Here is a 12,129-nt window from a genome sequence, read left to right as displayed (position 1 = left end):
ATGAGTGAAGCCATCGAATTATCTGAAGCTCCGGCCTCAAGCGCTCCCGCCACTGGCTCTGTCACGCTGAAGGTATCGGGCATAAACCTGCATTACGGCGCAGCACAGGCCTTGCGCAATGTCTCGCTGGATGCCCATAAGGCCAAGATCACCTGTGTGCTGGGCCGCAACGGAGTGGGAAAATCCTCCCTCCTGCGCGCCATTGTTGGCCAGCATCCGGTTTCATCAGGCACCATCACCCTTGGCGGCAGCGACATCACCAAAGCGGCCCCCTATGCGCGCGCGGGCAAGGGTATCGGCTATGTTCCACAGGGCCGCGAGATCTTTCCCCAGCTCACCGTGCGCGAGAATCTCGAGACTGGCTATGCCCGCCTGCCGCGCAAACACCGCTATGTCGAGGACGAAATCTTCGAGCTTTTCCCGATCCTCAAGGACATGCTGTCAAGGCGCGGCGGCGATCTGTCCGGTGGCCAGCAACAACAGTTGGCCATCGGCAGGGCGCTTGTCACCCGTCCGGACCTGTTGGTCCTCGACGAACCCACCGAAGGCATCCAGCCTTCCATCATCAAGGACATAGGCCGCGCCATTACCTACCTGAAGTCAGAAAAAGGCATGGCCATTCTGCTCGTCGAGCAGTATCTTGATTTTTGCCGGGAATTGGCCGACGTGGTCCATATCATGGATCGCGGCGAGATTACCCACACTGGCCCGGCAGAAGACTTGGACAGGGAAGATGTACGCAGCTATCTCACCGTCTGACCCCCAGACCGGGTCCATTGCACCCTCAGCGCAGCGGGCCAAGGGTCGCGGGCAGGTCAGCTTCAAGCCTGCTGAAGGCGGCGTCACGCGTCTCGATCGTCTCTACCAGCAAGGCTGCGCCAAGATCCGCCTGCCCAAGGTCTATGGGTCCAAGGCCTGCGAAGCCGTGCTGATCAACAGCTCAGGCGGCCTGACGGGAGGCGACAACCTCTCTTGGGACATTTCCTGCGGCCCGTGCACCAAGGCTCTTGCCACCACTCAGGCCTGCGAGAAGCTTTATAAATCCACTGGCAGCAACGCCGAGCTTAGCACCCGCATTGCCATCGCAGATGGGGCCCGGTTTGATTGGCTGCCGCAGGAAACCATCCTGTTCGACCGCTCGCGTCTGAACCGGTCCCTACAGGTTGATCTGGAAGGCTCGGCCCGTTTCCTTGCCGTCGAAGCAGTGCTTCTGGGACGGATCGCCATGGGCGAGACCAACCTCTTCACCAGCTTCAACGATCATTGGCAAATCCGCCGCGACGGCAAGCTCATTCATTCAGACACCATCCGGCTTGAAGGGACAACCGAAGCCCTTGGCGGCAAGGCGGCGACCTTAGCTGGCAATCTGTCCTTTGCGACCCTTTGCTATGTCGGCCCGGATGATGCCGAAAGCCTGACGCGTCTCACCAATGAAGCCCGCGAACTGATCGCAGCCGAACCGGATTGCACCGGCGGCGCGTCTTGCTTTGGCGGCAAATTGCTCATTCGGCTCATGGCCCCCGAGGGCATGATACTGCGCCGGACCCTCATTCCACTCATTTCATTGCTCAGGGCCGGGGAGCCTCTTCCCCGCGTCTGGACCACATAAGACAAGAAGAGGAATCGTCATGAATTTGACACCACGGGAGAAGGACAAGCTGCTCATCGCCATGGCGGCGATGGTGGCGCGTCGACGCCTCGAACGCGGGGTAAAGCTCAATCACCCGGAAGCCATTGCGCTGATCTCCGACTTCATCGTCGAAGGCGCGCGCGATGGTCGCTCGGTTGCCGATCTGATGGAGGCGGGTGCCCACATCATCAGCCGCGATCAGGTCATGGAAGGCATCCCCGAAATGATCCACGACATTCAGGTCGAAGCCACCTTCCCTGACGGCGTCAAGCTCGTCACCGTCCACGAACCGATCCGATAGGAGGAGCGCGCAATGATCCCTGGCGAAATCATCACGGCGGACGGCGACATCGAACTCAATGCCGGCCTCGACGTCACCGAGCTTGACGTCTCCAACACAGGCGACCGCCCCGTTCAGGTCGGCTCGCACTATCATTTCTTTGAAACAAATCCAGCGCTGACATTTGATCGCGATGCCGCGCGCGGCAAACGCCTCGACATTGCATCGGGCACGGCTGTGCGCTTCGAGCCGGGCCAGACCCGGTCGGTCAAACTGGTCCCGCTGGAAGGCAATCGTGAAGTTCACGGCTTTCGCGGCGACATCGGAGGGGCACTCTAATGGCATATTCAATTTCCCGCGCCGCCTATGCGGACATGTTCGGCCCCACCACCGGCGACAAGGTGCGCCTTGCGGACACCGAACTGTTCATCGAGGTTGAAAAAGACTTCACCTCCTATGGCGCCGAGGTCAAATTCGGCGGCGGCAAGGTCATCCGCGATGGCATGGGCCAGTCCCAGATCGCCCGCGCTGATGGAGCCGTGGACACCGTCATCACCAACGCCCTGATTGTTGACTATACCGGCATCTACAAGGCCGATATTGGCCTCAAGGATGGCACCATCTGCGGCATCGGCAAGGCAGGCAATCCGGACACCCAGAACGGCGTCAACATCATCATCGGGCCGGGCACCGAAGCCATTGCAGGCGAAGGCAAAATCATCACCGCAGGCGGCATGGACGCTCACATCCACTTCATCTGCCCCCAACAGATCGAAGAAGCCCTGATGTCCGGCATCACCACCATGCTTGGTGGCGGCACCGGTCCGGCCCACGGCACACTGGCCACCACCTGCACGCCGGGGCCATGGCACATCGCCCGCATGATCGAAGCCTCGGACGCCTTCCCCATGAACCTTGCTTATGCGGGCAAGGGCAATGCATCCCAGCCCAAGGCGCTGGAAGAAATGCTCTTGGGTGGCGCGGCAGCCCTCAAACTGCATGAAGACTGGGGCACTACACCTGCGGCCATCGACAATTGCCTGTCGGTTGCTGATGCCTTCGATGTGCAGGTCATGATCCACACCGATACGCTGAATGAATCCGGCTTTGTCGAGAGCACGGTTGATGCCTTCAAGGGCCGCACGATCCATGCCTTCCACACGGAAGGGGCTGGTGGCGGTCACGCGCCGGACATCATCAAGATCTGCGGCATGGACAATGTCATCCCCTCCTCGACCAATCCGACCCGGCCCTACACGGCCAACACAGTGGCCGAGCATCTCGACATGCTGATGGTCTGCCATCATCTGGACGCCAACATCCCCGAGGACGTGGCCTTTGCCGAAAGCCGGATCCGCAAGGAAACCATCGCGGCGGAAGACATCCTGCATGACATGGGTGCCTTCTCGATCATTTCCTCGGACAGTCAGGCCATGGGCCGCGTCGGCGAAGTGATCATCCGCACATGGCAGACCGCTGACAAAATGAAAAAGCAGCGCGGCAGCCTCTCCACCGAGACGGGCGACAATGACAATGAACGCGTCAAGCGTTACATCGCCAAATACACCATCAACCCGGCCATCGCGCAGGGCATGAACAAGCACATCGGCTCCATAGAGGTGGGCAAACGTGCCGACCTCGTCATGTGGAATCCGGCCTTCTTTGGTGCCAAGCCGGATATGGTGCTCATCGGCGGCACCATTGCAGCCGCTCCGATGGGTGACCCCAATGCATCCATCCCGACGCCCCAGCCAGTTCACTATCGTCCGATGTTCGGAGCCTTTGGCAAGTCGCTGACCAACAGCTCGGTGACTTTCATCTCCAAGGCAGCACTTGATGCCGGTCTTCAGGCAAGCCTTGGCACCGCCAAGCAGATGGTCGCGGTTGAGAACACCCGGTCTGGCATTTCCAAAGCCTCCATGATGCTCAATGACGCCACGCCAGAGATCACCGTTGATCCGGAAACCTATGAGGTGACCGCTGACGGTGAAGTGCTGACGTGTGAGCCGGCAGAAGTTCTGCCCATGGCTCAACGCTACTTCCTGTTCTAGGGCGCGCCATGTCAAACATCATTGCCTACAGAATCCTCCCCCGGTCCGAATGGCCCGGGGAGGCATTCGACCAGATCACGCTGGATGAAGAGGATCGCCACCGCAGGCGCATCCTGATGACCAGTGATGGTGGCCTCGAGTTTCTGCTCAATCTGCCAAAGGCCGAACGGCTCAACCACGGCGATGGCCTCCTGCTCGACAACGGTCATATCATCGAGGTGATTGCGCGGGAGGAACCCTTGTTAGAGGTCCGAGCGACAGACGGCCTCGCCCTCATGACCCTCGCCTGGCACCTTGGCAACCGCCATCAGCCAACCGAGATCTATGAGGACCAATTGCGCATCCGCGACGATGCGGTCATCGCCGACATGCTGGAAGGTCTGGGAGCACGCCTTGAAAAGGCCTCCGCGCCCTTCTCGCCGGTCAGTGGCGCCTATGTCAGCAAGGCCCATAGCCACGATCACGAACATGATCATGATCAGGGGCACAGTCATGACCATAGCCATGAACACAATCATACCCATGACCATGACCACCCCCATTGACACGGACCGCTCTGAAGGGATGGGCACAGACCTGGGTGTCGGCGGATCGGCTCTGATCCGCTTGCTCACCTTTCTCTCGCCTGCCTTTCCCATCGGGGCCTTCAGCTATTCGCACGGATTCGAAGTCTCCATTGCGAACGGCACCGTGCAAGATCAGGCAAGTGCCCTTCAATGGATTGATGCTCTGCTGCTCCATGGCGGCGGCTGGTCCGATGCTGTGCTTCTGGCCCAGAGCTGGAAGGCCGACGACATCGAAACCATCGTGTCGCTTAACGAGTATGCGTTAGCCATGGCCCCCTCTGCCGAGCGCCAACTGGAGACCACCCAACAGGGCAATGCCTTTCTGAAGGCGAGCCAGAGCTGGCCCCTACCCTTGCATGAAGCGCTGGAGAGCGCTGGCGTTGAAGACATCGCCCTGCCCGTCATCATTGGCGCGATAGCAAGGGCACAAGACATCCCGCTCGAAAGTGTTCTGCCAGCGAGCCTTCACGCCTTTTCCTCCAATCTCATCTCGGTTGCCATGCGCCTTGTGCCGCTGGGCCAGAGCAACGGGCTGGCACTGCAGGCTGGCCTTGAGGCCACCATTCTCAAGGCCTCTCGCGAAGCTGGCACGGCAAGTCTTGACGACATCGGCACCTGTTGCCTTGCATCGGACATCGCAGCGATGCACCATGAAATTCTGACAACTAGGATCTTTCGCTCATGACGACCTCGACCCCCGACACCCTGTCTGCACCGAGCCTTGGCGGCCCCATGCGCATCGGCATCGGCGGGCCGGTCGGTGCGGGCAAGACAACCCTCACCGAGAAGCTGTGCCTTGCCATGCGTGATCATTTCTCGATCGGCGTGGTCACCAACGATATCTACACAAAAGAAGATGCCATGGCGCTGGTGCGCAAGCAGGCCCTCTCGGAGGACCGCATCCTCGGGATTGAGACAGGCGGCTGCCCACACACCGCCATCCGCGAAGACGCCTCGATCAATCTTGCCGCCGTTGATGAACTCTGCACCCGCCACCCCGATCTGGATTTTGTCTTCATCGAATCCGGCGGGGACAATCTGGCCGCGACCTTCTCACCCGATCTTGCCGACCTGACTCTTTATGTGATTTCGGTCTGTCAGGGAGACGACATACCGCGAAAAGGCGGACCGGCCATTTCCCGCTCTGATCTGCTGATCATCAACAAGATGGACCTTGCGCCCTATGTCGGCGCGGACCTCGACCGCATGCAAGCCGATGCCACCACGGTGCGCAAAGGCAAGCCGCATCAGTTCACCGATCTGTCGCGCAATGCGGGCGTTGCCGAGATTGTCGATCTGTTGTGCAAGAAGTCTGGCTTTAAAACCCCGAGCCAACAGGTCGCGTGACGCGTGTAACAGAAGTCGGGTCTCAAAAGCCGGACGTTAGATCGCGGGGACGATCCAGTCCGGCTTGAGACCACTCTTGGCAATCGCTTCGAGCGGATCCTCTCCCTTGAGAAACCCGTGATCGGAGACAAGCACGCTGGCCCAACCGCGTGTGCGCGCACCATAGATATCCGTGTGCAGACTGTCGCCCATCATGACAATGCGGCTCGGAGCCACCGCCCCTTCGAGCCGTTCCTCGACCGCGTCATAAACCGCCCCGAACGGTTTGCCGACAAAGGTGACATCCAGCCCCGCGATACGGTCCATCAGATCATGCATCCGCCAGCCGGGCTCAACCGAAAAGCCCGCTTCGATTGGCGCGACGAGATCGGGATTGCCAGCAATGACCCGCCGCGGCCGCTCCGACAGGCTACGGGCCAGAAGCATGTGGCGATGGTCGGTCCAGCATTCGGTCGATAAATACAGAATGGCATCCGCCCGATCATAAGCTGCCTGATCATCACCAAGAGGCAAGCAGCGCACGGGCAGTTCGTCCGGGCTGAACCACGAAGGCCCGACCACACCCCAGACAATCTCGGGATCTTCCGTTTTCAGCGCCTCGTCACAAATCATCCGCGAAGAAATCAGCTCATCATCCCGAAAGGCAAAACCCAGCCGCTGAAATTTCTCGACGACCTTCGGAAAAGCATAAGACGCGGCATTGGTGAGAACAAAGATCCGTTTGCCAGCCGCGCGCAGCGTTTCAATCCGCTCGCAAGCTCCTGGAATCGGTGCATTGCCGACATTGAGCACCCCATAGGCATCAAAGACAAAGACATCATAAAGATCGGTGATGGCACCAAGATCGGCCACCTTTTCAGGATCCGCATCCGGCAGCGTTGGCAAAGGGGGAAAGCGATGCCGGACCGCTTCATACCGATCAAAAGCTTGCTGCGAGGTGGGGTTGTTCGTCATGGTTTCATCTCATCATGTGGTCATGTGCAAGCGGGGTGGGAGATCTGGCGCGCACGCCAATTTCTTTTTGCCGCTCCTTAATGCAATAGAACTGGACGATGCTCAACCAGCAAGGCTACCTTTCCCTGAGAGATTCGCCTCCTAATTGGCAAACACCGCGCCCTATTCTGGACCATCTGGACAATGACCCCTTCCAAGCGCTCAACTGGACCATCCTTTTTGCGCCGCTTTCTGGCCGCAGCGCTCAGCCGCTTTCAGCCGGCACAGAACAAGTCTCCAGACGCCACCCCTAAAGACACCATCGATGCCCCCCAGCCACCTTTGCCCGCGCGCTTCCCGATCAAAGCGGACAAGCCAATCTCGTTTCAGGGGCTTTCCAATCTAAGGGTTCTGGTGGTTGAGGATATTGACGCAAACCGTTATTCGGTTTGCACCATGCTAGACGAGTTGGGTCACCAAACCCTTGAAGCGACCGACGGATCGGAGGCCATTGCCCTTGCCGAAACGCAGCAGCCAGACATCATCCTGATGGACATCTCCCTGCCTATGATGGATGGCTGGAAGGCCACAAAATTGCTCAGAGAGCATCACAACAGCCTGCTAGCCGCCATGCCTGTCGTCGCCATGACCAATCAGCTCAGCCAGTCCAAACAGGCCCTCTCGTCAGGCATGTCCGGCTTTCTGACCAAACCGTTCGATATCGACCAACTGGCAGACGCCCTCCGTTTGGCGACGATCGAAGCCGCCTTTGTTCCCAGCGACGAGCCGAACCACGCAAGCTTTGAAGGTGCCCCGCTGTTCGATCCGTCCGTTCTTTTGCACGATACGGACCAGTCGGATCAAGACCGGGCCATCGACCTCATCAACAGCTTCTTAACCGATGCACCGAGGCTGTCAGCCGCCATTCACGACGCCACGAGTGTGGCCAACCGGTGCCAGCACGCTGAAAGACTGAAAGGTGCAGCAAACAACATCGGCCTGATGCAATTGGCAGAGATCGCATTGAGAATTGAAAAAGGTGCGCCACCATACGATCTCGAGCGCACCTTGAAAGAGAGCCTCCGGCGTCTTGAGGAATTCCAACGTTCACTGCGCTTGCGCTGATGAGCTGGCCAGAACACTACGTTTGAAACACGGCGCGCTTAAGGCCCCATAACGGCCCAATATGTAAACTAGCGCATATACCCTAAATCGAATATTCTCTTGACTGCATATACAGGTGAGCGCATACTCATGCCATGCAACAGACCAAATTCTTCCAATGCCTGAGTGACGAAACCCGCCTGCGGGCCCTGCTTCTGTTCGAGGACGAGCGGGAGTTGTGCGTCTGCGAATTGTCTCACGCGCTGGATCAGCAACAGCCCAAAATCTCCCGCCATATGGCGGCGATGCGAGAAGCGGGGATCGTCTCCTCTGAGAGAAAGGCCCAGTGGGTTTTTTATTCCCTCAACAAGACAATGCCCGTCTGGCAAAAGGAAATTCTGGTTGCCGCCATTCGCGGCAATAAGGATGACCCTCAAACCATCAAGGACAAGAAAAGGCTGGCCAACATGACCGGGCGGCCCGAACGAAACGCAGTCGCCTAGGTCGACATCACAGTCCGGTCCAGACTCTCAAGCAAACAACTGAGTGATCCGATGCTCGATCCCTTTACGCTCCTGGCTGACGGGTTGACCTTTCAAGTGCTGCACCTTGCGCCTGAGACCTCGCTCGCCAAAGCCGTTCACTTCTTCATCGAAGACATCACCAAAATCTTCTTTCTAACCAGCTTCATCATTTTCCTTGTGGGCCTGTTTCGTACGATGCTGACACCAGAAAGGGTCCGAAAGGTGATTGCCGGACGTCCCAGACATCTATCCTATCCGGTTGCCGTTGGCCTAGGATCGATCACACCCTTCTGCTCATGCTCATCAGTGCCTCTGTTCATAGGATTTCTTGAAGCTGGCATCCCTCTTGGCGTGACCATGGCCTTCCTCATCGCCTCCCCGATGATCAACGAAGTGGCGGTCGTCATCCTTGCCTCAGTTGTTGGCTGGAAGATTGCTCTCGCCTACGTCGCGGCGGGCCTCCTTTTGGGTATCGCCGGAGGTCTGCTGATCGAGAAACTAAAACTGGAAAGATGGGTGGAGGACTATGTTTGGAAGATCCGTATGGGAGAAAGCAGGATCAACAAGCCGGCGGATACCGTTGCCTCCCGTATCAGATTTGCATGGGCGCAGGTTAAAGAGATACTGGGGCGCATCTGGCTCTATGTTCTGATTGGTATCGCACTGGGGGCAATTCTGCACGGATACGTGCCAGAAGACTTCTTTGTTGCCTACACGTCAAAAAACAATCCTCTGGCGGTGCCCGCGGCAGTGCTCGCAGGCATCCCTCTTTATTCCAACGCGTCTGGGGTCATCCCGATCGTTCAGGCTCTTCTGGCGAAGGGAGTTCCAATCGGCACGTTGCTAGCTCTGATGATGTCCGTCGCAGCGATTTCCCTACCTGAAATGATCATCCTCAGAAAGGTATTGAAACCGAAACTCATCGCGACATTTACAGGCATCCTTTTTGTCGCCTTTGTTGCCATTGGCTACGGATTCAACCTGATCATCCAATAAAACAATCAAAAGAAAGGAAGCCCCATGAAGAGTTTCCAAGTCCTCGGATCCGGTTGCAGGAATTGCGTCAAGACGGCCGAACAAATCGAACAGAAAGCCGCCGAGTTGGGCATTGAGGCAAAGGTCGAGAAAGTCACTGATATGGCCGACATACTCGGCTATGGCGTCATGTCAACACCGGGCGTCGTCCTCAATGGGCAAGTCGTTCACGCTGGGGGCGTCCCGAACGTTTCCTTGATCATCAGTTGGCTTCGGGAGTAGGGGTTTTCTCGGTTACCCATGTTTCTCCGTTCGGATTTTTTCCTTATATTGAACGCAAAAACCCCCATAGCTTATAGCGATGGGGGTTTTTTGATATTGTTCTTGCGTTTAACAGGCCTGGCAGCGACCTACTCTCCCACGTCTTAAGACGGAGTACCATTGGCGCAGAGGAGTTTAACGACCGAGTTCGGGATGGGATCGGGTTTGGCCTCCTCGCCATAGCCACCAGGCCGGTTAAACGCAAGGACAATGAAGCTGGTCTTTTAGTCGACGCTTTTCAGGATTTTTGTAAAAGCGTTTGAATGGTCATAGATAAATGAGAGTAATCAAGCCTATCGAGTTATTAGTACCGGTAAGCTTCGCACATTACTGCGCTTCCACACCCGGCCTATCAACGTGGTGATCTTCCACGGCTCTCAGGGAGAACTCGTCTCAAGGGGGGCTTCCCGCTTAGATGCTTTCAGCGGTTATCCCTTCCACACGTAGCTACCCTGCAATGCGGCTGGCGCCACAACAGGTCCACCAGAGGTGTGTCCAACCCGGTCCTCTCGTACTAGGGTCAGCTCCTTTCAATTCTCCTACGCCCACGGCAGATAGGGACCGAACTGTCTCACGACGTTCTGAACCCAGCTCACGTACCGCTTTAATTGGCGAACAGCCAAACCCTTGGGACCTGCTCCAGCCCCAGGATGCGATGAGCCGACATCGAGGTGCCAAACAATGCCGTCGATATGGACTCTTGGGCATCATCAGCCTGTTATCCCCGGAGTACCTTTTATCCGTTGAGCGATGGCCCTTCCACTCGGGACCACCGGATCACTATGACCGACTTTCGTCTCTGCTCGACTTGTCAGTCTCGCAGTCAGGCTGGCTTATGCCATTGCACTCAACGACCGATTTCCGACCGGTCTGAGCCAACCATCGCGCGCCTCCGTTACTCTTTGGGAGGCGACCGCCCCAGTCAAACTACCCACCATGCGCTGTCCCGGATCCGGATAACGGACCGCGGTTAGACAGCCATGACAACAGGGGTGGTATTTCAAGGATGGCTCCATCTGAGCTGGCGCCCAAACTTCAAAGCCTACCACCTATCCTACACATGCCAACACAACTGTCAGCGCAAAGCTATAGTAAAGGTTCACGGGGTCTTTCCGTCTGACCGCAGGAACCCCGCATCTTCACGGGGAATTCAATTTCACTGAGTCTATGCTGGAGACAGCGGGGAAGTCGTTACGCCATTCGTGCAGGTCGGAACTTACCCGACAAGGAATTTCGCTACCTTAGGACCGTTATAGTTACGGCCGCCGTTTACCGGGGCTTCAATTCGCAGCTCTCACCACTCCTCTTAACCTTCCGGCACCGGGCAGGCGTCAGACCCTATACGTCGCCTTGCGGCTTCGCAGAGCCCTGTGTTTTTGATAAACAGTCGCAACCCCCTGGTCTGTGCCACCCGCTAAAAGTTGCCTTCAAACGGGTCTCCCTTCTCGCGAACTTACGGGAGCAATTTGCCGAGTTCCTTCAGCATAGTTCTCTCAAGCGCCTTGGTATTCTCTACCTGTCCACCTGTGTCGGTTTAGGGTACGGTCTAACGTGGGTGCTATTTCCTGGAACTCCTACGCTGCATCATCAATCCAATAAGACAATACAACTACCGGAATCCGTCACATCCCACTGGTTGAGGAATATTAACCTCATTCCCATCGACTACGCATTTCTGCCTCGCCTTAGGGGCCGACTAACCCTGCGCTGATTAGCATTGCACAGGAACCCTTGGACTTTCGGCGAGAGTGTCTCTCACACTCTTTATCGTTACTCATGTCAGCATTCGCACTTCTGATACCTCCAGGTGCCCTCACAGGTCACCCTTCATCGGCCTACAGAACGCTCCGCTACCGCGTGTACATAGTACACACCCGCAGCTTCGGTGCATGGCTTTAGCCCCGGTACATTTTCGGCGCAAAGACCCTTATTTAGACCAGTGAGCTGTTACGCTTTCTTTAAATGATGGCTGCTTCTAAGCCAACATCCTGGTTGTTTTGGGATCCTCACATCCTTTCCCACTTAGCCATGACTTAGGGACCTTAACTGGCGGTCAGGGTTGTTGCCCTCTCCACGACGGACGTTAGCACCCGCCGTGTGTCTGCAGGATAGTACTCTTGGGTATTCGGAGTTTGGTTAGGTTTGGTAAGTCGGTAAGACCCCCTAGCCCATCCAGTGCTCTACCCCCCAAGGTATTCATCCCACGCACTACCTAAATAGTTTTCGCGGAGAACCAGCTATCTCCGGGTTTGATTGGCCTTTCACCCCTAGCAACAAGTCATCCCCGCCTTTTTCAACAGGCGTGGGTTCGGTCCTCCAGTGCGTGTTACCGCACCTTCAACCTGCTCATAGCTAGATCACCCGGTTTCGGGTCTAATCCATCGAACTAACGCCCTAT

At 57.1% G+C, this 12,129-nt stretch carries 13 protein-coding genes and 2 rRNA genes (1 of these 15 cut by a window edge); 12 read left to right on the top strand and 3 right to left on the bottom strand.

Annotation, left to right across the window (positions count from 1 at the left end; translation table 11 throughout):
* From urtE to ureG, 8 genes are read left to right on the top strand one after another with little or no spacing between them, the layout of a single operon-like run.
* Positions 1 to 759, top strand: coding sequence for an urea ABC transporter ATP-binding subunit UrtE (urtE, locus tag CPH65_RS05435; protein ID WP_096172479.1), 759 nt, complete (start codon positions 1 to 3; stop codon positions 757 to 759).
* Positions 734 to 1,609 (top strand): urease accessory protein UreD, encoded by an 876-nt coding sequence (locus tag CPH65_RS05430; protein ID WP_096172478.1) that lies wholly within the window; start codon positions 734 to 736, stop codon positions 1,607 to 1,609. Before urtE ends, CPH65_RS05430 begins: the two co-directional genes overlap by 26 nt.
* Positions 1,610 to 1,628: 19 nt before the next feature.
* The gene (locus CPH65_RS05425; protein ID WP_096172477.1) at positions 1,629 to 1,931 is read left to right on the top strand and encodes an urease subunit gamma; all 303 of its coding nucleotides are present in this window, start codon (positions 1,629 to 1,631) and stop codon (positions 1,929 to 1,931) included.
* Between the two features lie 12 nt (positions 1,932 to 1,943).
* Positions 1,944 to 2,249 (top strand): urease subunit beta, encoded by a 306-nt coding sequence (locus CPH65_RS05420; protein ID WP_096172476.1) that lies wholly within the window; start codon positions 1,944 to 1,946, stop codon positions 2,247 to 2,249.
* Entirely contained in the window at positions 2,249 to 3,961 is a 1,713-nt protein-coding gene (gene ureC / locus CPH65_RS05415; RefSeq protein ID WP_096172475.1) for an urease subunit alpha, read from the top strand. The genes CPH65_RS05420 and ureC overlap by 1 nt, the downstream gene beginning before the upstream one ends.
* An 8-nt stretch (positions 3,962 to 3,969) precedes the next feature.
* On the top strand, positions 3,970 to 4,506 hold the full coding sequence (locus tag CPH65_RS05410; protein WP_096172474.1) for an urease accessory protein UreE: 537 nt from the start codon (positions 3,970 to 3,972) through the stop codon (positions 4,504 to 4,506).
* Entirely contained in the window at positions 4,484 to 5,212 is a 729-nt protein-coding gene (locus tag CPH65_RS05405) for an urease accessory protein UreF (RefSeq protein ID WP_157747517.1), read from the top strand. The genes CPH65_RS05410 and CPH65_RS05405 overlap by 23 nt, the downstream gene beginning before the upstream one ends.
* Positions 5,209 to 5,874, top strand: coding sequence for an urease accessory protein UreG (ureG, locus tag CPH65_RS05400; protein WP_172891460.1), 666 nt, complete (start codon positions 5,209 to 5,211; stop codon positions 5,872 to 5,874). Before CPH65_RS05405 ends, ureG begins: the two co-directional genes overlap by 4 nt.
* A gap of 36 nt (positions 5,875 to 5,910) precedes the next feature.
* Here ureG and CPH65_RS05395 read toward each other — a convergent pair whose 3' ends face one another.
* Positions 5,911 to 6,828, bottom strand: a complete 918-nt coding sequence (locus tag CPH65_RS05395; RefSeq protein WP_096172472.1) for an HAD-IIA family hydrolase — start codon at positions 6,826 to 6,828, stop codon at positions 5,911 to 5,913.
* A 183-nt stretch (positions 6,829 to 7,011) separates the two neighbouring features.
* On the opposite strand from CPH65_RS05395, the gene CPH65_RS05390 reads away from it, so the two are divergent.
* The 4 genes from CPH65_RS05390 to CPH65_RS05375 all read left to right on the top strand — a co-directional run bounded on the left by CPH65_RS05390 (position 7,012) and on the right by CPH65_RS05375 (position 9,692).
* Positions 7,012 to 7,932 carry a response regulator gene (locus CPH65_RS05390; protein WP_096172471.1) on the top strand — a complete coding sequence of 307 codons (921 nt, stop codon included), beginning with the start codon at positions 7,012 to 7,014 and terminating at the stop codon, positions 7,930 to 7,932.
* Between the two features lie 134 nt (positions 7,933 to 8,066).
* Positions 8,067 to 8,414 (top strand): metalloregulator ArsR/SmtB family transcription factor, encoded by a 348-nt coding sequence (locus CPH65_RS05385; RefSeq protein WP_096172470.1) that lies wholly within the window; start codon positions 8,067 to 8,069, stop codon positions 8,412 to 8,414.
* 51 nt (positions 8,415 to 8,465) lie between these two features.
* Complete coding sequence (locus CPH65_RS05380) at positions 8,466 to 9,431, top strand: permease (protein ID WP_096172468.1); 966 nt, start codon at positions 8,466 to 8,468, stop codon at positions 9,429 to 9,431.
* 24 nt (positions 9,432 to 9,455) lie between these two features.
* Positions 9,456 to 9,692 (top strand): thioredoxin family protein, encoded by a 237-nt coding sequence (locus CPH65_RS05375; protein ID WP_096172467.1) that lies wholly within the window; start codon positions 9,456 to 9,458, stop codon positions 9,690 to 9,692.
* A gap of 115 nt (positions 9,693 to 9,807) precedes the next feature.
* Here the strand turns inward: CPH65_RS05375 and rrf are convergent.
* Both rrf and CPH65_RS05365 read right to left on the bottom strand, forming a co-directional pair.
* A 5S ribosomal RNA gene (rrf, locus tag CPH65_RS05370) occupies positions 9,808 to 9,922 on the bottom strand.
* A gap of 92 nt (positions 9,923 to 10,014) precedes the next feature.
* A 23S ribosomal RNA gene (locus CPH65_RS05365) occupies positions 10,015 to 12,129 on the bottom strand (it continues 616 nt past the right edge of the window).

It is taken from the genome of Cohaesibacter sp. ES.047 (assembly GCF_900215505.1).
Taxonomy (GTDB): Bacteria; Pseudomonadota; Alphaproteobacteria; order Rhizobiales; family Cohaesibacteraceae; genus Cohaesibacter.
Note: the sequence above shows the minus strand (reverse complement) of the source record. Positions and strands in the feature narration are given on the sequence as shown.

Excerpts from the sequence above, each read along its gene's own strand:
- urtE (WP_096172479.1), top strand. The coding sequence starts at position 1 with ATGAGTGAAGCCATCGAATTATCTGAAGCTCCGGCCTCAAGCGCTCCC.
- CPH65_RS05430 (WP_096172478.1), top strand. The coding sequence starts at position 734 with ATGTACGCAGCTATCTCACCGTCTGACCCCCAGACCGGGTCCATTGCA.
- CPH65_RS05425 (WP_096172477.1), top strand. The coding sequence starts at position 1,629 with ATGAATTTGACACCACGGGAGAAGGACAAGCTGCTCATCGCCATGGCG.
- CPH65_RS05420 (WP_096172476.1), top strand. The coding sequence starts at position 1,944 with ATGATCCCTGGCGAAATCATCACGGCGGACGGCGACATCGAACTCAAT.
- ureC (WP_096172475.1), top strand. The coding sequence starts at position 2,249 with ATGGCATATTCAATTTCCCGCGCCGCCTATGCGGACATGTTCGGCCCC.
- CPH65_RS05410 (WP_096172474.1), top strand. The coding sequence starts at position 3,970 with ATGTCAAACATCATTGCCTACAGAATCCTCCCCCGGTCCGAATGGCCC.
- CPH65_RS05405 (WP_157747517.1), top strand. The coding sequence starts at position 4,484 with ATGACCATGACCACCCCCATTGACACGGACCGCTCTGAAGGGATGGGC.
- ureG (WP_172891460.1), top strand. The coding sequence starts at position 5,209 with ATGACGACCTCGACCCCCGACACCCTGTCTGCACCGAGCCTTGGCGGC.
- CPH65_RS05395 (WP_096172472.1), bottom strand. The coding sequence starts at position 6,828 with ATGACGAACAACCCCACCTCGCAGCAAGCTTTTGATCGGTATGAAGCG.
- CPH65_RS05390 (WP_096172471.1), top strand. The coding sequence starts at position 7,012 with ATGACCCCTTCCAAGCGCTCAACTGGACCATCCTTTTTGCGCCGCTTT.
- CPH65_RS05385 (WP_096172470.1), top strand. The coding sequence starts at position 8,067 with ATGCAACAGACCAAATTCTTCCAATGCCTGAGTGACGAAACCCGCCTG.
- CPH65_RS05380 (WP_096172468.1), top strand. The coding sequence starts at position 8,466 with ATGCTCGATCCCTTTACGCTCCTGGCTGACGGGTTGACCTTTCAAGTG.
- CPH65_RS05375 (WP_096172467.1), top strand. The coding sequence starts at position 9,456 with ATGAAGAGTTTCCAAGTCCTCGGATCCGGTTGCAGGAATTGCGTCAAG.